A 19,234-nucleotide genomic window follows, 5' to 3' on the forward strand; every position below is an offset into this window, starting at 1 on the left:
CCGTCCGCCGCTAACGATTCAAAAGCAAGCTTTTGAATCGTCCGCTCGACTTGCATGTATTAGGCACGCCGCCAGCGTTCGTCCTGAGCCAGGATCAAACTCTCCATAGAAAAGTTATCCTTAGCTTTTACGCTGCTGTTTTGTTCAGTTTTCAAAGAACATCAAGCACAAGATATATCATACAAGATGCTTTTTTTATTGTCAACACTTTTTATGCTATTTTTTATTAAAAAATTAAATGACAACGGCAATAACCATTGTCATTTTATAATCTCTTCAATGAACAAATCCTTTTTATCTTTGAGTGAAATAATTTTGTTTGTTTCAATTATCTTAACCATCGGATGATTTGGTGAATCTTGTTCAAAAAAGATGATTTCCCCGATTTGTTCATTTGATAATTTCACTCTTGCCCCGATTGAAAGAGTCATTAAAAGAGAAGCCAACGCTCGAACAACAGAAAGATCAAATTTTCCAAAGCAATCTTTATGAATTTGTTCAAATACTTTAAAAGGAGATTGCTTATTACGATAAGGCCGCTCAGAAATCATCGCATGGTAAACATCAGCAACAGCAACAATTTTACTATACGGGTGAATTTTTTCTTCTTGAACGCCAAGTAAATACCCGCTGCCGTCATTTCGTTCATGATGTTGCAAAACAGCGAGCTTTACCCCTTCTTGAAGCGCTGTAATTTTTTGAACCATTTTATATCCGTAAACGGTATGTTGGCGCATATCTTTATATTCCATTGGCGTAAGTGCTGTGCTTTTGTAAAGTATTTTCGGATCAACTTTAGCCATACCGCAATCGCTTAATAATCCAGCAATTGCGACTTGATAATAGTCTCCTTTTGTATATTGCAATTTTTTCGCCAATACGCCTGAGAGAAGGCCGACCGTTACTGCATGATGGAATAAATACTCTGATTTTGTAGAGTAGTGATGAAAAAAGAGCAATTCTTTTTCCGATTCCAATACTTTTTCAAATAAAGGAATAAACATGTGACGGACTTTGCCGATGTCAATCGGTAACCCAGACTGCCAACCTTGAAACATTTGTTTATACTGCTGCACAGCTTCTAAATATAGTGTCAATATATCTTTGTTATCGACTGCTTTTGGCTTTGGCGCATCTTCTTGAATAATTTCACTTGGTCGAAATGTACTCCCATCGACAAGAACTGACTGTACACGTACTTGAGAAACGAGAAACTTTTGTAATACAGTTAAAAGTTTTGGAGTTAACACCGTGTTTTTCGGAACGATGACACGATTCGATTTCCCGATAACATCTTCGGCTAAGATGCAGCCTTCTTGCAATTGAGCTGTTTTTACTAACAACACGTCTTTCTCCCCCGCCTTTGTAAGAACATAGAGGGGGAATTCCCCTCTACTCTTCTTGCAATTGTTCTTGTTCTTTTTCTTCTTCTTTCGGCACTTTAGCTACTGTCGCAACATACTCTTGCTCGTTTTCTCCATCAAGACGCATTAACTTGACTCCTTGGGTGTTTCGTCCCATGACAGAAATATCACTTACCGCCATACGAATCATTACACCACCTGCAGTCATTAACATTAAATCTTCTTCACCTGTAACCGTTTTTACTGCGACAACATCCCCATTTTTTTCAGTAATGTTACACGTTTTAATCCCTTTTCCTCCACGGCTTTGAATACGATATTCTGAGGCTGGTGTCCGTTTTCCGTATCCATTTTTCGTCACAATTAAAATTTCTTCGTTTCCATTCAAACTCTCCATACCGACTACTTCGTCACCCGGACATAACGTAATTGCTTTCACACCTGCAGCTGTGCGTCCCATCGAACGAACATCTTTCTCAGGGAAACGAATTAACATCCCGTTTTTCGTCCCTACAATGATATGTTTATGACCGTCTGTCAGTTTTACGGATATTAATTCATCCCCTTCATGCAAATGAATAGCAATTAAACCGTGGTTGCGAATGTTAGCAAATGACGATAGCGGTGATCGTTTTGCAATTCCTTGCTTTGTTGTGAAAAATAAAAATGCATCTTCACGAAATTGATCAATTGCAATCACTGTATTAATTACTTCATCTTTTTCAATGTTTAATAAGTTAACAATCGGAATTCCTTTCGCTGTTCGGCTAAACTCTGGAATTTCATATCCTTTTGCTTTATACACTTTCCCTTTGTTCGTAAAAAATAAAACAATGTCATGTGTAGATGTAATGACTAAATGTTCAACAAAATCGTCTTCATTCGTATTCATTCCTTGAATGCCGCGTCCACCTCGGCGTTGGCTTCGGTATGTTGAAACAGGGAGACGTTTAATATACCCTCTATGTGTCAATGTAACAACGATATTTTCGCGAGTAATTAAATCTTCGTCATCAATTGTTTCTAAACCGCCATTCACAATTTCTGTACGACGATCATCGTTGAACTTCTCTTTAATTTCAAGTAATTCGTCGCGAATAATTTGTAAAACTTTTTGTTCATCAGCTAAAATGGCTTTTAAATGCGCAATGAGCTTCACTAGCTCCGCATATTCTTGTTCAATTTTTTCGCGTTCCAATCCCGTTAAACGTTGCAGACGCATATCTAAAATGGCTTGCGCTTGTTTTTCGCTTAACTGGAACTTCGTCATTAATCCTTCTTTCGCTACGTCTACAGTCGCAGATTGACGAATAAGCTCAATCACTTCGTCTAAATGATCAAGGGCAATGCGTAACCCTTCTAAAATATGGGCACGAGCTTCTGCTTTGTTTAATTCAAACTGCGTCCGACGACGAATGACAATCTTTTGATGATCTAAATAATGTTGTAAACATTGTTTTAAGTTCAACACTTTTGGTTGACCGTCAACAAGGGCAAGCATATTAATACCAAAGCTTGTTTGTAAAGCTGTTTGTTTGTATAAATTGTTGAGCACCACATGGGCACTTACATCTCTTCTTACTTCAATAACGATGCGCATGCCGCTCCGATCAGATTCATCACGCAAATCCGTAATACCCTCTATTTTCTTTTCACGTACAAGTTCAGCAATTTTTTCAATCAACTTTGCTTTATTTACTTGATAAGGCAATTCTCGGACAATAATTGTTTCTTTTCCGTTTTCTTTTTGTTCAATCTCTGCTTTCGCGCGTAATGTAATCGAACCTCGTCCTGTTTCATACGCTTTTCGTATACCGCCTCTTCCGATAATTTGCGCGCCTGTTGGGAAGTCTGGACCAGGCAAATACTCCATTAGTTCAGCAATGGTCATATCAGGATCTTTCATCAACTCTAATAACGCATCAATGACTTCCCCAAGTTGATGCGGCGGAATGTTTGTCGCCATTCCGACCGCAATACCTGAAGATCCATTCACGAGTAAATTCGGAAAACGAGCTGGCAACACAATGGGCTCACGTTCTGATCCGTCGTAGTTATCTTGGTAATCAATCGTGTCTTTGTTAATATCCCGCAACAGCTCCATCGAAATTTTCGACATTCTTGCTTCTGTATAACGCATAGCTGCTGCGGCATCTCCATCAATTGATCCGAAGTTTCCGTGACCATCAACGAGCATATATCGATAGTTAAAATCTTGTGCCATCCGCACCATCGTATCGTACACCGCTGCATCCCCATGTGGATGGTACTTCCCGATCACTTCACCGACAATACGTGCGGACTTTTTGTAAGGCTTGTCCGCTGTCATTCCTAAATCGTGCATCGCATATAAAATTCGGCGATGTACCGGCTTTAGTCCGTCACGCACATCAGGAAGTGCACGCGATACGATGACGCTCATAGCATAGTCGAGAAACGATGCACGCATTTCTTGACTAATACTTATTTCTTTTACACGTTCAGACATATAGACGAACCTCCCTTACTTAACAAAATAATAAAACAAGGGGAGGGTGAACAAACACTCTCCGACATACTTAAATATCAAGATTTTTTACATACTTCGCGTTTTCTTCGATAAACTGTCTACGTGGTTCTACTTTATCTCCCATTAAAATCTCAAATGTTTCGTCTGCTTCCATCGCATCTTGCAAACTCACTTTTAGCAACGTTCTCGTTTCTGGGTTCATCGTCGTTTCCCAAAGTTGTTCTGGGTTCATTTCTCCAAGACCTTTGTAACGTTGAATAATCGGTTTTGGTTGTTCTGGTAAACGTCCTAATATTTCCTCAAGTTGTCGATCACTATATGCATACTCAATTCGTTTCCCTTGCTGAATTTTATATAAAGGTGGCTGAGCGATATAAACGTAACCTTGTTCAATGACCTCGCGCATATAGCGGTAGAAAAATGTCAGCAACAGTGTACGAATATGCGCCCCATCGACATCCGCGTCTGTCATAATAATAATTTTATGATAACGAGCTTTTGTAATATCAAACTCTTCTCCAATTCCTGTACCAAGAGCTGTAATAATGGCACGCACTTCATTGTTTGATAAAATTTTATCTAATCTTGATTTTTCAACGTTAATAATTTTTCCACGCAACGGTAAAATAGCTTGAAAATGACGATCACGTCCTTGTTTTGCAGAACCACCCGCTGAATCTCCCTCAACGACATACAGTTCGCATATCGATGGATCCTTCGAAGAACAATCCGCTAATTTCCCAGGCAAACTTGATACTTCAAGCGCATTTTTTCTTCTCGTCAATTCTCGCGCCCGTTTAGCTGCTAGACGTGCCCGTGAAGCTAAAATTCCTTTTTCAACAATTTTTTTGGCGACTGATGGATTTTCAAGTAAAAACTTTTCAAATTGCTCCGCAAAAATAGACTCTGTCGCGGTGCGAGCATCGCTATTTCCGAGTTTTGTTTTCGTTTGTCCCTCAAACTGTGGAGACGGATGTTTTACGGAAATGATTGCTGTTAATCCTTCCCGCACATCCTCTCCTGTTAAATTGGCATCTTGTTCTTTAAACATATTGTTTTTTCGACCATAATCATTAATGATTCGCGTTAACGCCGTTTTAAAACCTAATTCATGCGTACCGCCTTCGTGCGTGTGAATGTTATTAGCAAATGAATATATATTACTCGTATAGCCATCGTTATATTGCAAGGCGATTTCGACTTGGATCCCGTCTTTTTCTCCCTCAACGTAAATCGGTTCCTCGTGAAGTGTTTCTTTCGTCCGATTTAAATGTTTGACGTATGAAGAAATTCCACCTTCGTAATAATATTCGTTGCGCCGCTTTTCGCCACGTCGATCTTCCAGCGTAATGCGAATCCCTTTATTTAAAAAAGCAAGCTCTCGTAAGCGATGTGCGAGCGTATCATAATCATACTCAGTCGTTTCTACAAAAATTTCTGGATCTGGTTTAAAATGAATGGTTGTCCCTGTCCGATCTGTCTCGCCTACAACTTGCAAATCAGAACAAGGCACGCCGCGCGTATATTTTTGATAGTGAATTTTCCCATCACGATGCACATATACTTCTAATTCTTCTGACAACGCATTTACAACAGATGCCCCAACTCCGTGTAAACCGCCAGACACTTTATATCCACCGCCGCCGAATTTTCCACCGGCGTGTAACACAGTCATAATTACTTCAACAGCTGGTCTCCCCATTTTTTCATGGATGCCAACAGGAATCCCACGGCCGTTATCGATTACTGTAATGCTGTTATCTTCTTCAACAATGACGTTAATTTCCGTACAAAATCCAGCTAACGCTTCATCAATGCTGTTATCAACGATTTCCCAAACGAGATGGTGTAATCCTTTTGGACCGGTTGATCCGATATACATCCCTGGTCTTTTTCGTACCGCTTCTAACCCTTCGAGAACTTGAATTTGGCTTTCATCATAAACGACTTGTTCTCTTTGTTCCATCGTCATTATTGATCACCTACGCTTTCCTTTTCGAACAATACGTTCGAGGTTTATAGAAAAACTATCGTTTCGTCATTTGTCCAGAGACAACTTCATACACATCTGCCTCACGAATGACGCGATGCTCGATCCCATCTATGCTCGTTGTCGTTACAAATGTTTGTACTTTGCCTTGGATAGCATTTAACAAATGCGTTTGGCGAAAATCATCAAGCTCTGATAGTACATCATCAAGTAAAAGAATAGGGTACTCGCCAATTTCTGAAAAAATTAAATCAATTTCAGCTAGTTTCAATGAAAGAGCTGTCGTTCGTTGTTGACCTTGTGAACCGAACGTTTGCACATCTTTCCCGTTAATCGTAAACGATAAATCATCTCGATGTGGCCCAATGAGCGTTGTACCTCGTTCTATTTCTTTTGTTTTTATTTTTGCGAACTTTTCGTTATACACTTCTACTATTCTCGACCATTGTTGTTCGTCTAATACATCAACTGAAGGACAATAATGAATCCCTAATTGTTCATTGCCCCGGCTAATTTCGGCATGTATTGGTTTTGCCCACGTTTGTAACAATTCAATAAATTCATATCTTTTTAGAGTGATTTTTGCAGCGAGCTCCACAAGCTGTTCCGTAAGCACATCAAGAAACGTTTCGTCCGTCTGTTTTTTCGACTGAAGCAGTTTCAAATATTGATTTCTTTGTTGCAACACTTTTTGATATTGTCCGAGCTCGTGCATATAAACAGGTGATACTTGGCCAATTTCCATATCGATAAAGCGTCTTCGAATTTGTGGACTCCCTTTGACAAGGTTTAAATCTTCAGGGGCAAACATGACAACGTTCATATGGCCAACGTAGCTGCTTAGTTTTGCCTGTTCAATATAGTTTAATTTTGCTTTTTTTCCTCTCTTCGACACGATCAACTGTAAAAAAATTTGACCGTTTTTCTTTTCTACTTTACCTTCTATTTTAGCATAATCTTCTTCCCAACGAATTAAATCTTTATCGTTTGTTGTTCGGTGTGATTTCGCCATCGACAAGACGTAAATGGATTCCATAATATTCGTCTTACCTTGAGCGTTTTCTCCTAAAATGACGTTTACATTATTTCGAAATTGCCAACAACCTTGCTCATAGTTCCGATAATTTTTTAAAGTTAATTGTTCTAAAAACAAAGGTGCCCCCCGCCTTTACGAACGAATCGTAAATGTACCAATTGTTTGAATATGAACAACATCTCCTACTTTCAACTTCCGACCGCGGCGTTGTTCCCGTTCACCATTAACGAGCACATCGTTTGTTTGTAAAAACCATTTCGCCATTCCACCTGTTGAAATGACGTTTGCTAGTTTTAAAAATTGTCCAAGCGTAATTGTTTCCGTTGAAATTTTTATTTCTTTCATGCATCATCCGCTCACTTTCTGTAAAAGTGTCCATTTTTTCATTGTACTAAAAAAGAAGGGGGAAGAAAAGGAAAGCTGCTAGATCTTCTAGCAGCTTTTTTAGTATGTGCGTACAGGCAAAATTAACTGAAGCATAGAGTCGTCATGAAGTGGTCGAATGACAAACGGCCGCATGGCACCGGTAAAACTAATTTTAATTTCCGCCCCTTCTAACGCTTTTAATGCATCCATCATATATTTTGCGCTGAAAGAAATTTTTAATTCTTCACCTTCTACCTGCTCACATTGTACTTCTTCGACCACTTTTCCGATTTCAGGTGAGTTCGACGAAATTTCAACGACTTTGTCAGACAATGTCGATAAACGAACAACGTTATTTCTTCCTTCACGTGCTAGCAATGACGCTCGATCAATTGCTTGTAAAAACTCTTTTGTTTTGACAATCATATCTGTTTGGCTTTCTGTTGGAATTAGCCGAGATGTATCTGGATAGTTTCCGTCTAACAACCTTGAGAAAAACAATAAATGTTTTGTTTTGAATAACACTTGGTTTTCAGTTACGACAATATGAACAGGCTCATTTGATTCTTCAAGAATTTTATTTAACTCGTTTAAGCTTTTGCCTGGAATGACAATGTTGTAATACGCTTCTGATTCCGTTTCTACTTTTGCTTTCCGCATTGCTAGTCGATGACTATCTGTTGCAGTACACACCAGTTCATTATTTTCAATCCGCCAGTTTACACCTGTTAAGATCGGGCGTGTTTCTGAGGTAGACACCGCAAATACCGTTTGGCGAATAACATGTTTTAGCAAATCAGCTGGTACTTTAAACATGTTTTCTTCTTGAATTTGTGGTAGCCGTGGATATTCTTCTGGATCTAATCCATTCAAATGAAATTCGGTTTTTCCGGATCGGATCGTCGTGACGAATTTGTCTTTTACTTCGATTTCTATCGTTTCTTTCGGTAACTTACGAACAATTTCACTAAAAAATCGTGCTTGTAAGACAACGCTACCTTGGGTAATGACGTCTACAATGACTCGATCCTCTTCCTCAGCTGGAATGAATGATTCGATCGAAATATCCGAATCACTTCCTGTTAAAGTAACACCTTGTTTCGAGGCAACAATTTTAATTCCAGTTAAAATCGGAATCGTTGTTCGAGATGATACAGCTTTCATCACATCTTGTACACTTCTCACTAAGTGATCGCGATCAATAATAACTTTCACAAAGAAAACCTCCCTAATTTATTTATTATATTTTTTTAAAAAACTATTAATCATAGTACTAGGCGCTGTGATTATGTGGATAAGTGAATAAAACAAAGGAAGCACAGACTATCCACATGTGGACAGACTGTGCACAAACATAAAGCAGTTATTCACATTATTTCAGTTTCTCCATAATTTCTTTCAGCTGTTTTTGTAATTGAACGTCTGTTTGGATGAGTGCTGAAATTTTCTCGTGAGCATGGATGACAGTCGTATGATCACGCCCTCCAAATTCCTCACCAATCTTCGGAAGTGAGCAATCCGTCAGCTCGCGCGAAAGATACATTGCAATTTGGCGCGGAAATGCAACCGATTTTGTCCGTTTCTTTGCCTTAAAATCTTCGAGTTTCAAGTTGAAATGCTCCCCAACAACGCGTTGAATGTCTTGGATTGTAATGACTCTTGGTTTGGAGCTTGGAATGATATCTTTTAATGCTTCTGCTGCTAAATCTGCGTTAATTTCTTTGTTAATTAAAGAGGAGTAAGCAACGACGCGAATGAGTGCACCTTCCAATTCACGAATGTTCGAATCGATTTGATTGGCGATGTACAACATCACTTCGTTCGGGATGTCGAAGCCTTCCGCCTTTGCTTTTTTACGCAAAATGGCAATTCTCGTTTCTAAATCAGGAGGAGTGATATCCGTAATTAATCCCCACTCAAAACGAGAACGAAGGCGATCTTCTAACGTCGGAATTTCTTTTGGAGGTCGGTCACTCGATATGACAATTTGCTTACTTTCTTCATGTAATGTATTAAACGTATGGAAAAACTCCTCTTGCGTCTGTTCTTTTCCCGCAAGAAATTGAATATCATCTATTAACAGTACGTCCACGTTACGATATTTGTTGCGAAAATCATCTGGACGATTATCGCGAATGGCATTAATAAATTCATTTGTAAACTTTTCCGAAGATAAATAAACAACTTTTGCTGACGGATTATGTTCAAGAACGTAATGGCCGATTGCATGCATGAGGTGCGTCTTGCCTAGGCCTACACCACCATAAATGAAAAGGGGGTTGTATGCTTTGGCCGGTGCTTCTGCTACTGCTAAAGATGCAGCGTGGGCAAAGCGATTGCCAGATCCAATGACAAAAGTATCGAATGTATACTTTGGATTCAGCATACTTTGTGGAAATTCTGTTTGTTCGTCATCGTGTTTTCGCGGTTTGCTCGATGGTTTTAGATCAAATTCCTCTAGTGTTTGATGATTAGGGATCGTGCATTTAATTTTTAACTCTTCTCCGGTAATGTCATAGAGCGTTTGCTCAATGAGCCGTGTGTAGCGCGATTCGAGCCAATCTTTTGTGAATTCGTTTGGAACGGTAATAATAAGGATGTCGCCTTTTAGCGAATGAGCAGATGTCGATTTTAACCACGTTTCAAAGCTCGGTTTGCTAATTTTTTTCTCAATCTCGGCTAAAGCTTTATTCCATAAGTCCGAAATATTTTCCACGCCGCTCTCCCTCCTTCTCCGCGCGGGTGTTCAATATTTGTACAACTTTGTCTATAAAAAAAATTTTTTTCGACAGTTTTCACCGGTTGTGGACAAATATTTACACAGGATGTGGACGGAACTGTCCACACATTATCCACATTTTGTGGATAATGAAAAAAACTTATAGAATTATCCAGAGTAAAAACAACAATATAATAGCAGATAAATACTTATGTTGCAATGGGTTTAAAAGATTATCCACAAAACGAAAAAGATGTGAAAAAAATTTATCCACAAGGTTATAAGATGTGAAAAACTTGTCGATAAATGTTGTGGATACGAAAAAAACGACAAAAATTTTATCCACAACAATAATCACAACATAGTCAAAAAAAGATACTCCTGGAGTAGTTGACATTTCTCTAAATTTCTCACTATAATTAGAAAGACTGTCTTTTAACAGTTATTCCTCAGGGAGGTGTCATATATGAAAAGAACGTATCAACCAAATAAGCGGAAGCGTAGTAAAGTACACGGTTTCCGTGCGCGCATGAGCACAAAGAACGGAAGAAAAGTTCTTGCTCGCCGTCGTCGTAAAGGAAGAAAAGTATTATCTGCATAGGCCACTGAACGATCAGTGGTCTTTTTTCTAACGGGAGTTACGATCGAGGTGTGATTGGGACACATGAAAAAAAAATATCGCATAAAAAAAAATGATGAATTTCAAGAAGTATTTCAACGAGGAACATCGGTAGCGAATCGGCAGTTTGTCTTATACGTTTTAGATCAACCGGGACAATGTTATTTTCGTATCGGATTATCCGTTAGCAAAAAGATCGGAAAAGCAGTCGTTCGAAATCGCGTGAAACGTTATATTCGCCAAGTGTTTCACGAAGAACGTGATCGGATCGAAGCGGGAAAAGACTATGTCATTATTGCGCGAATGCCAGTAGCTACGATGGGGTATGAAGAGGTAAAAAAAAGTTTATTGCATGTTTTGAGGCGGGCGAACGTTTTTCATTAAATGTTTGGACGAGCGATATGTTAAAATATTTCGTGGAACGTATAAAGTAAGGGGGAAAAACGAGTGAAAAAAAGGCAAGTCGCATGGCTGTTTTTACTTCTTGCTGTTGTGTTAGCAGGATGTTCAGAAATTAACCAGCCAATTACTGCAGAAAGTAAAGGATTTTGGAACGAGTACATCGTTTACCCACTATCTTGGTTAATCACATACATGTCTGAGTTGTTTGGCTCCAATTACGGTTTAGGGATTATTGTCGTTACGATTTTAATTCGCCTAGCTATCTTGCCGTTGATGATTCAACAAACGAGAAGTTCCAAAGCAATGCAAGCGTTACAACCAGAACTACAAAAACTTCGTGAAAAATATAGTTCAAAAGATGCGCAAACGCAACAAAAACTGCAACAAGAAACGATGTTGCTTTTCCAAAAGCACGGTGTGAATCCGTTAGCAGGGTGTTTGCCGTTATTCATTCAAATGCCGATTTTAATTGGATTTTACCACGCTATTATGCGTACAGAAGAAATTGCACGCCATAACTTTTTATGGTTTGACTTAGGGGAAAAAGACCCGTTCTTTATCCTGCCGCTTGTCGCAGGGGTAACGACATTTATCCAACAAAAGATGATGATGGCGGGCACGGAACAACAAAATCCGCAACTGGCAATGATGCTTTGGTTAATGCCAATTATGGTCGTTGTATTTGCCATTAACTTTCCAGCTGCCCTCTCACTTTATTGGGTTGTCGGAAACTTGTTTATGATTGCACAAACGTATTTCATTAAAGGACCAGACTTAAAAGCAACAAAACAAGCTGGGGGAACAGGAAAGTGAAACGAGTGACGATGGGTGGCCAAACGGTAGAAGAGGCAGTGGAAAAAGCGTTAGCGCAATTACATGTGCCGAAAGAAGCGGTCGATATTGTTGTTGTTCAACAAGAAAAAAGGCCGTTTCTTGGCTTGTTCGGCGGAAAAGAAGCGGTCGTTGAAGTAACGATTAGCAACCCGTTTTTTTGTGTGGAATCGTTTTTAAAACATGTGATTGAACAAATGAATGTACGTGTCAATCTTTCTTGTCAAGCGGAAGGAGATCGTTTCGTTGTCTCGCTTTCGGGGCAAGATGTAGCACGAGTAATCGGAAGACACGGTCAAACACTTAACGCTTTACAATTATTGGCGCAAGGAGTTTTAAACCGTTGCACCGATCGTCCGCTTCATGTTGTGATTGATGCGGAAGGGTATCGGAAACGAAGAGAAGAGACGCTCGTTCGTTTAGCGAAAAATATGGCGAAAAAAGCAATCCAAACGGGACAAGATATTTCGTTAGAGCCAATGAGTGCATGGGAACGGAAAGTCATTCATACAGCGTTAAGCGATGATGAAAGGATACAAACGTTTTCAGCTGGGGCGGAGCCGTATCGTCATGTCGTTATTTCACTAAAACGATAAACATTCTCTAGGGGAAGTCGTTCCTAGAGAATTTTTTTTGTCAATTGAAACGTTACGTGTATGTTGTTATTCACATGTGGATAAGTTAAAATTTATTTGATTATCATTGTGAGGAAAACATACATGATATAGATTGTGGATATTTTTGTTTTTATGAAAGAAGGTGAACAAGATGGAATTTGATACAATTGCAGCGATTTCAACTCCGATGGGTGAAGGGGCGATTGCGATCGTCCGTTTAAGTGGGGATGAAGCGATAAAAATTGTTGATCAACTGTTTGTCGGTGTTGGGGGGAAGAAACTAAAAGACGTCCCATCTCACACAATCCATTACGGGCACATTGTGCATCCAGAGACGAAAGAAATTGTTGAAGAAGTGATGGTCACAGTGATGAGAGCTCCAAAAACGTTTACACGTGAAGATGTTGTTGAAATTAATTGCCACGGGGGGCTTGTTTCTGTTAATCGCGTGCTTCAGCTCGTGTTAGCACATGGAGCTCGTCTAGCACAACCCGGAGAATTTACAAAAAGAGCTTTTTTAAACGGGCGTATCGATTTATCACAAGCAGAAGCGGTAATGGATTTAATTCGTGCAAAAACCGATCGAGCGATGGCTGTCGCATTGAACCAAATGGAAGGACGTTTATCGAAACTCATTCGTCGATTACGTCAAACAATTTTAGAGACGTTGGCACATGTCGAAGTAAATATTGATTACCCCGAATACGACGATGTCGAAGAAATGACGCATCGATTGTTGCTTGAAAAGGCAACAGAAGTGAAAAACGAAATTGAGCGACTGTTACAAACAGCACAACAAGGAAAAGTGTTACGAGACGGATTAGCGACAGTCATTGTCGGGCGACCGAATGTTGGGAAATCGTCGCTATTAAACAGCTTGGCCCACGAAAACCGAGCGATTGTCACCGACATTCCAGGTACAACAAGAGATGTCATTGAGGAGTACGTCAACGTTCGCGGTGTACCGCTCCGTCTATTAGATACAGCAGGTATTCGTGAAACAGAAGATATTGTTGAACGAATTGGGGTCGAGCGATCACGGAAAGTGTTAAAAGAGGCAGACTTAATTTTACTCGTCCTCAACTATAACGAACCGTTAACGGAAGAAGATGAACGATTGTTCGAAGCGGTCAAAGGGATGGATGTTATTGTCATTGTTAATAAAACAGATTTACCGAAACGAATTGATATGGAGCGAGTACAGCAATTGGCGCAAGGCGCACCAATCATTACAACATCGCTGTTAGAAGAAAAGGGAATCGACCAACTAGAAGAGGCGATTGCCTCATTATTTTTCAGCGGAGATGTGGAAGCGCGCGACTTAACGTATGTATCAAACTCGCGTCATATTGCGTTATTGACGCAAGCGAAAAAAGCGATCGAAGAAGCGATTCACGGCATCGAAGCAGATATGCCAATCGACATCGTGCAAATTGATTTAACGAGAGCGTGGGAATTGTTAGGGGAAATCATTGGAGATACGGTGCACGAAAGCTTAATTGATCAATTGTTTGCACAATTTTGTTTAGGAAAATAAGGAGGGTATTTATGCATTACGAGGCAGGATCTTATGATGTCATCGTTGTAGGTGCTGGGCATGCAGGATGTGAAGCAGCGCTTGCTGCTGCGCGCATGGGAGCAAGTACGTTAGTGATCACACTCAATCTCGATATGATTGCTTTTATGCCATGTAACCCATCGATCGGTGGCCCTGCGAAAGGTATCGTCGTTCGCGAAATTGACGCATTAGGCGGAGAAATGGGGAAAAATATCGACAAAACGCATATTCAAATGCGTATGTTGAATACAGGAAAAGGGCCGGCTGTGCGGGCGTTACGTGCACAAGCAGATAAATTTTTATATCAACAAGAAATGAAAAAAACGCTAGAAAATCAAGAGAATTTAACATTATTGCAAGGAAAAGTAGAAAAATTAATCGTAGAAGACGGTGTATGTAAAGGAGTTATTACGCATACAGGTGCTCGCTATCATGCCAAGGCTGTCGTCATTACGACAGGAACGTTTTTACGCGGTGAGATCATTATCGGGGACATTAAGTATTCGAGTGGTCCGAACAATCAGCAGCCATCAATTAAGCTTTCAGAACATTTAGAGGAACTCGGTTTTGAATTGGTTCGTTTTAAAACGGGGACGCCACCGCGTGTCAATAGCCATACGATCGACTACAGCAAAACAGAAATTCAGCCAGGCGATGAAGTGCCGCGCGCATTTTCATATGAGACGACACAATATATTACCGATCAGCTCCCTTGTTGGCTTACTTATACGACAGAGGAGACGCACCGAATTATCGATGAAAATTTACATTTGTCACCGATGTATTCAGGGATGATTAAAGGGACAGGTCCGCGCTACTGTCCATCGATTGAAGATAAAATTGTTCGTTTCCATGACAAGCCACGTCACCAAATTTTCCTTGAGCCAGAAGGAAGACATACGAAAGAAGTGTATGTACAAGGATTGTCTACAAGCTTGCCGGAGCATATTCAACGCCAAATGTTAGCGACAATACCGGGGTTGGAAAAAGCGCAACTCATGCGAGCTGGCTATGCGATTGAATACGATGCGATCGTTCCAACGCAACTGTGGCCAACGTTAGAAACGAAGGTCGTTCAACGGTTATATACAGCAGGACAAATTAATGGGACATCAGGATATGAAGAGGCGGCTGGTCAAGGGCTTATTGCCGGCATTAATGCGGCATGCAAAGCGCTCGGAAAAGAGGAGTTAATTTTAAGTCGCTCAGAAGCATATATTGGCGTTTTAATTGACGATCTTGTTACAAAGGGAACGAACGAGCCGTACCGCCTGTTAACATCTCGTGCGGAATATCGTCTTTTATTGCGTCATGACAACGCAGATTTACGTTTAACGGAGATTGGTTATAAACTCGGACTAATTTCCCAAGAGCGATACGAAAAGTTTGTAGCGAAAAAAGAAGCGATCGAAGCGGAAAAGAAACGTTTAAAATCGTACATTATTAAACCGACGCCGCAAGTGCAAGAAATGATTCGTCACGTTGGGGGAAGCGAGTTAAAAGACGGCATTCGAGCAGCTGACTTGTTAAAGCGTCCAGAAATGACGTATGAGCATATTCAAATGATTGCACCGGGAGAACAACCGATTGATCCTGAAGTAGCGGAACAAGTAGAAATTCAAATTAAGTACGAAGGGTATATTGAAAAATCGCTACAACAAGTTGAAAAATTAAAGAAAATGGAGAATAAAAAAATTCCAGAAGACATTGATTACGATGCGATTACAGGGTTGGCGACAGAGGCGCGACAAAAATTAAAACAAGTTCGTCCGCTTTCAATTGCACAAGCATCGCGCATCTCGGGAGTCAATCCAGCGGATATTTCAATTTTATTAGTTTATTTGGAGCAGGGAAAAATCGCACGCGTGTCAAATGAATAAAGAGGGATGAATGATGGATGTAAATGTATTTAAACAAATGTTAGAGGAGAAAGGAATTTTGCTTTCTCCTCAACAACTCGCTCAATTCGAAACATATTATCAATTGCTTGTCGAATGGAATGAAAAAATGAACTTAACGGCTATTACAGACAAAGAAGGCGTATATTTAAAACATTTTTTCGATTCCATTACACCTGCTTTTTATTACGACTTCTCGCGGCCGTTATCCATTTGCGATGTTGGGGCGGGGGCAGGGTTTCCGAGCATACCGTTAAAAATTTGCTTTCCTCACTTACATGTATCAATTGTCGATTCATTGCAAAAACGAATTACGTTTCTAAATCATTTAGCTGCACAACTTCAGCTTGAAGGAGTAGCTTTTTATCACGATCGTGCTGAAACGTTTGGACAAAAAACGGTTCGAGAGTCGTTTGATGTCGTGATGGCTCGTGCGGTTGCTCGTTTGTCTGTGCTAAGTGAACTTTGTTTACCGCTTGTAAAAGTAGGCGGGACGTTTATCGCGATGAAAGGAGCATCAGCACACGAAGAGCTTGAGCAAGGGAGCACAGCGATCCGCGTGCTAGGCGGCGAAGTGACAAAAGTAGAACAATTTTTATTGCCGATTGAGGAAAGCGAACGAGCGATTGTTTTTGTTGAAAAGAGACGAAAAACACCGAAGAAATATCCACGCAAACCAGGGGTACCAAACAAACTTCCAATTGAATGAATGTTTTGAGTTCTCAAAGGTGGTGTCAGGGGGAAATGAAGCATCCTTTTTCGCGCTTTTTTAGCTTTGGTGAGAAAGAGCAAGAAGAAATCGTTGTACCAAATGAAGAAATAAAGCGAATCGCTATTTCACAAATTGTCCCAAACCGTTTTCAGCCGCGGACCATTTTTGTTGAAGATAAAATTGACGAGCTTGCTCAAACGATTCGAACACATGGAATGATTCAGCCAATTGTCGTTCGAGAATGTGAAGATGGGAAGTTTGAAATTATTGCCGGGGAACGAAGATGGCGGGCGGCACAAAAGCTTGGCTGGACGGATATCCCTGCCATTATTAAAAATTTAAACGATACGGAAACAGCTTCTGTTGCTTTAATTGAAAACTTACAGCGGGAAGAATTGACGCCTATTGAAGAGGCGATGGCTTATGCTCGCTTGCTAGAATTGCATCATTTAACGCAAGAAGCGTTAGCGCAACGGCTCGGAAAAGGACAATCGACGATTGCTAACAAACTTCGCTTATTAAAGCTGCCTCAAGAAGTACAAGACGCATTATTACAACGTCAAATTACAGAAAGGCATGCTCGTGCTTTAATTGCGTTAAAAGATTACGATAAACAGTTAAAGTTGCTTGAAGAAATTATCGAAAAGCAACTAAACGTGAAACAAACAGAAGATCGAGTCGCAAAAATGCTAGAAGGAGATGCAAATGAAAAACGCCCGAAACCGAAGCGAAAATCGTTGAGTAAAGATATGCGTATCGCTGTCAATACGATTCGTCAGTCGTTAACGATGGTCGCTGATAGTGGTGTAGCTATTGATTCAGAAGAAGAAGAGTTTGAAGACTATTACCAAATTACAATCCGCATCCCGAAAAGACAAAAATAACACCTCATCAAAAACGACGATGAGGTTTTCTTTTTGTATATGAAAATATTGAAAAATTCATGATACAATAAAAGTATTATAGGTAAAGGATGGGGAGCGTTGTGGGGAAAATTATTGCGATTGCCAATCAAAAAGGCGGTGTTGGCAAAACGACAACGGCGGTAAATTTATCGGCGTGTTTAGCTCATATGGGGAAGAAAACGTTACTTGTCGATATTGATCCGCAAGGAAATGCGACAAGTGGCATTGGTGTGGAAAAACATGAAATTGAACAATGTGCATATGACTTGTTAGTTGAGGAAGTGGATGTACGTCAAGTCATTCGCCCGACAAATATTGAGCGATTGCATATTATTCCTGCCACCATTCAATTAGCAGGAGCTGAGATTGAGCTCGTTCCAATCGTTTCAAGGGAAGTGCGCTTACAAAAAGCATTAAGTCCGGTGAAAGATATGTATGATTTTATTATTATCGACTGTCCACCTTCCCTCGGATTGTTGACGATTAATGCGTTAACTTCAGCAGATACAGTATTAATTCCTGTGCAATGTGAATATTACGCATTGGAAGGATTGAGTCAACTATTAAATACGATTCGTCTCGTGCAAAAACATTTAAATTCGAATTTACGCATCGAGGGTGTATTGCTCACGATGTTTGATGCGCGCACAAACCTTGGTATTCAAGTGATTCAAGAAGTTAAGAAGTATTTCCGTGAAAAAGTGTATGAAACGATTATCCCGCGCAATGTACGACTAAGTGAGGCACCAAGCCACGGGAAGCCAATTATTTTGTATGATGCGAAATCGCGGGGAGCGGAAGTATACGCAGACTTTGCCAAAGAGGTGATCGCAAATGGCTAAAGGGCTCGGAAAAGGCATTCATGCTCTTTTTACTAACTTGGAAGCAGAAAAAGGGGAAACGGTTCAAGAAATCGATATTCAACAACTTCGTCCTAACCCATATCAACCGCGCAAAACGTTCGATGAACAAGCGCTAGAAGAATTAAAGCAATCGATTATGGAACATGGGATCGTCCAACCGCTCATCGTTCGTCAGACGATCAAAGGGTATGAAATTGTCGTCGGTGAGCGGCGCTTTCGAGCAGCGCAATTAGCAGGAATGAAAACTGTTCCAGCGGTTGTGCGTGAACTTTCGGATGAAAAAATGATGGAGATTGCATTACTTGAAAATTTACAGCGTGAAGATTTAAATCCAATTGAAGAAGCAACAGCCTATCAATTATTGCTTACGCGATGCAAATTAACGCAAGAAGAGTTAGCGAAACGTGTAGGAAAGAGCCGACCGCATATTGCGAACCACCTTCGGCTTCTTTCACTTCCAAGTGATGTTCAGCAAATGATTGAAGAAGGTACATTATCGATGGGACACGGTCGGGCGTTACTTGCATTAAAAAACAAACAAAAGCTTGCAGCTGTTATTCAACGAGTCATGCAAGAATCGCTTAATGTCCGACAACTCGAGGCACTTATTCAGCAACTAAACAAAAATGTTCCACGTGAAACATCGAAAAAGAAAGAGGAAAAAAATTTATTTTTGGCACAAAGTGAAGCGTTATTGCGCGAGCGTTTAGGAACAGCAGTATGTATTAAAAAGCATCGAAAAAAAGGGAAAATCGAAATCGAATTTTTCTCAGAAGAAGATTTGACGCGTATTTTGCAACTGTTAAATGCGTACGATGAACAAATGGACGAATAGGATGTGAAAT

The 19,234-nt window shown here is 40.2% G+C and carries 17 protein-coding genes and 1 rRNA gene; 10 read left to right on the forward strand and 8 right to left on the reverse strand.

From position 1 onward, the window contains the following. From ES017_RS10015 to dnaA, 8 genes are all read right to left on the reverse strand, one after another. Positions 1 to 110, reverse strand: a 16S ribosomal RNA gene (locus tag ES017_RS10015); the annotation flags it as partial. 150 nt (positions 111 to 260) lie between these two features. Further along, a complete protein-coding gene (locus ES017_RS10020) occupies positions 261 to 1,346 on the reverse strand; it encodes an HD-GYP domain-containing protein (protein WP_171335027.1) in 1,086 nt (361 codons plus the stop codon). A gap of 46 nt (positions 1,347 to 1,392) precedes the next feature. Beyond that, positions 1,393 to 3,852: a DNA gyrase subunit A gene (gene gyrA / locus ES017_RS10025; protein WP_171335028.1), complete on the reverse strand. Its 2,460-nt coding sequence runs from the start codon at positions 3,850 to 3,852 to the stop codon at positions 1,393 to 1,395. A 70-nt stretch (positions 3,853 to 3,922) separates the two neighbouring features. Next, entirely contained in the window at positions 3,923 to 5,839 is a 1,917-nt protein-coding gene (gene gyrB / locus ES017_RS10030) for a DNA topoisomerase (ATP-hydrolyzing) subunit B (protein ID WP_395857449.1), read from the reverse strand. Between the two features lie 61 nt (positions 5,840 to 5,900). Then, complete coding sequence (gene recF, locus ES017_RS10035; RefSeq protein WP_042536407.1) at positions 5,901 to 7,016, reverse strand: DNA replication/repair protein RecF; 1,116 nt, start codon at positions 7,014 to 7,016, stop codon at positions 5,901 to 5,903. A 15-nt stretch (positions 7,017 to 7,031) separates the two neighbouring features. Next, complete coding sequence (gene yaaA / locus ES017_RS10040) at positions 7,032 to 7,244, reverse strand: S4 domain-containing protein YaaA (RefSeq protein ID WP_042536408.1); 213 nt, start codon at positions 7,242 to 7,244, stop codon at positions 7,032 to 7,034. 99 nt (positions 7,245 to 7,343) lie between these two features. Continuing rightward, entirely contained in the window at positions 7,344 to 8,480 is a 1,137-nt protein-coding gene (gene dnaN, locus ES017_RS10045; protein WP_171335029.1) for a DNA polymerase III subunit beta, read from the reverse strand. Positions 8,481 to 8,637: 157 nt separating this feature from the next. After that, positions 8,638 to 9,981: a chromosomal replication initiator protein DnaA gene (gene dnaA, locus ES017_RS10050; protein WP_042536410.1), complete on the reverse strand. Its 1,344-nt coding sequence runs from the start codon at positions 9,979 to 9,981 to the stop codon at positions 8,638 to 8,640. A 469-nt stretch (positions 9,982 to 10,450) separates the two neighbouring features. Between dnaA and rpmH the strand changes: the two genes are divergently transcribed. From rpmH to ES017_RS10100, 10 genes are all read left to right on the forward strand, one after another. Further along, positions 10,451 to 10,585 (forward strand): 50S ribosomal protein L34, encoded by a 135-nt coding sequence (gene rpmH, locus ES017_RS10055; RefSeq protein ID WP_003397591.1) that lies wholly within the window; start codon positions 10,451 to 10,453, stop codon positions 10,583 to 10,585. Between the two features lie 63 nt (positions 10,586 to 10,648). Further along, positions 10,649 to 10,987, forward strand: a complete 339-nt coding sequence (gene rnpA, locus ES017_RS10060) for a ribonuclease P protein component (RefSeq protein WP_042534863.1) — start codon at positions 10,649 to 10,651, stop codon at positions 10,985 to 10,987. Between the two features lie 63 nt (positions 10,988 to 11,050). Next, positions 11,051 to 11,818, forward strand: a complete 768-nt coding sequence (spoIIIJ, locus tag ES017_RS10065) for a YidC family membrane integrase SpoIIIJ (protein WP_042534865.1) — start codon at positions 11,051 to 11,053, stop codon at positions 11,816 to 11,818. After that, entirely contained in the window at positions 11,815 to 12,432 is a 618-nt protein-coding gene (gene jag, locus ES017_RS10070; RefSeq protein WP_042534867.1) for an RNA-binding cell elongation regulator Jag/EloR, read from the forward strand. The genes spoIIIJ and jag overlap by 4 nt, the downstream gene beginning before the upstream one ends. A gap of 172 nt (positions 12,433 to 12,604) precedes the next feature. Next, positions 12,605 to 13,990, forward strand: a complete 1,386-nt coding sequence (gene mnmE, locus ES017_RS10075; protein WP_042534869.1) for a tRNA uridine-5-carboxymethylaminomethyl(34) synthesis GTPase MnmE — start codon at positions 12,605 to 12,607, stop codon at positions 13,988 to 13,990. An 11-nt stretch (positions 13,991 to 14,001) separates the two neighbouring features. Further along, a complete protein-coding gene (mnmG, locus tag ES017_RS10080) occupies positions 14,002 to 15,891 on the forward strand; it encodes a tRNA uridine-5-carboxymethylaminomethyl(34) synthesis enzyme MnmG (protein ID WP_042534871.1) in 1,890 nt (629 codons plus the stop codon). 13 nt (positions 15,892 to 15,904) lie between these two features. Next, positions 15,905 to 16,618, forward strand: a complete 714-nt coding sequence (gene rsmG / locus ES017_RS10085; RefSeq protein ID WP_042534872.1) for a 16S rRNA (guanine(527)-N(7))-methyltransferase RsmG — start codon at positions 15,905 to 15,907, stop codon at positions 16,616 to 16,618. A 35-nt stretch (positions 16,619 to 16,653) separates the two neighbouring features. Next, positions 16,654 to 17,505, forward strand: coding sequence for a nucleoid occlusion protein (gene noc, locus ES017_RS10090; RefSeq protein ID WP_042534874.1), 852 nt, complete (start codon positions 16,654 to 16,656; stop codon positions 17,503 to 17,505). A 101-nt stretch (positions 17,506 to 17,606) separates the two neighbouring features. After that, positions 17,607 to 18,368: a ParA family protein gene (locus ES017_RS10095; protein WP_042534876.1), complete on the forward strand. Its 762-nt coding sequence runs from the start codon at positions 17,607 to 17,609 to the stop codon at positions 18,366 to 18,368. After that, positions 18,361 to 19,224, forward strand: a complete 864-nt coding sequence (locus ES017_RS10100; RefSeq protein WP_042534878.1) for a ParB/RepB/Spo0J family partition protein — start codon at positions 18,361 to 18,363, stop codon at positions 19,222 to 19,224. Before ES017_RS10095 ends, ES017_RS10100 begins: the two co-directional genes overlap by 8 nt. The last annotated feature ends 10 nt before the right edge of the window (positions 19,225 to 19,234 follow it).

The organism is Anoxybacillus sp. EFIL (assembly GCF_013096955.1).
GTDB classification, from domain to species: Bacteria; Bacillota; Bacilli; order Bacillales; family Anoxybacillaceae; genus Anoxybacillus; species Anoxybacillus ayderensis.

Bases quoted from the DNA above. Each gene is read 5' to 3' on its own strand.
- noc (WP_042534874.1), top strand. From the start codon at position 16,654: ATGAAGCATCCTTTTTCGCGCTTTTTTAGCTTTGGTGAGAAAGAGCAA.
- mnmE (WP_042534869.1), top strand. From the start codon at position 12,605: ATGGAATTTGATACAATTGCAGCGATTTCAACTCCGATGGGTGAAGGG.
- gyrB (WP_395857449.1), bottom strand. From the start codon at position 5,839: ATGGAACAAAGAGAACAAGTCGTTTATGATGAAAGCCAAATTCAAGTT.
- mnmG (WP_042534871.1), top strand. From the start codon at position 14,002: ATGCATTACGAGGCAGGATCTTATGATGTCATCGTTGTAGGTGCTGGG.
- rsmG (WP_042534872.1), top strand. From the start codon at position 15,905: ATGGATGTAAATGTATTTAAACAAATGTTAGAGGAGAAAGGAATTTTG.
- rnpA (WP_042534863.1), top strand. From the start codon at position 10,649: ATGAAAAAAAAATATCGCATAAAAAAAAATGATGAATTTCAAGAAGTA.
- rpmH (WP_003397591.1), top strand. From the start codon at position 10,451: ATGAAAAGAACGTATCAACCAAATAAGCGGAAGCGTAGTAAAGTACAC.
- ES017_RS10100 (WP_042534878.1), top strand. From the start codon at position 18,361: ATGGCTAAAGGGCTCGGAAAAGGCATTCATGCTCTTTTTACTAACTTG.
- gyrA (WP_171335028.1), bottom strand. From the start codon at position 3,852: ATGTCTGAACGTGTAAAAGAAATAAGTATTAGTCAAGAAATGCGTGCA.
- yaaA (WP_042536408.1), bottom strand. From the start codon at position 7,244: ATGAAAGAAATAAAAATTTCAACGGAAACAATTACGCTTGGACAATTT.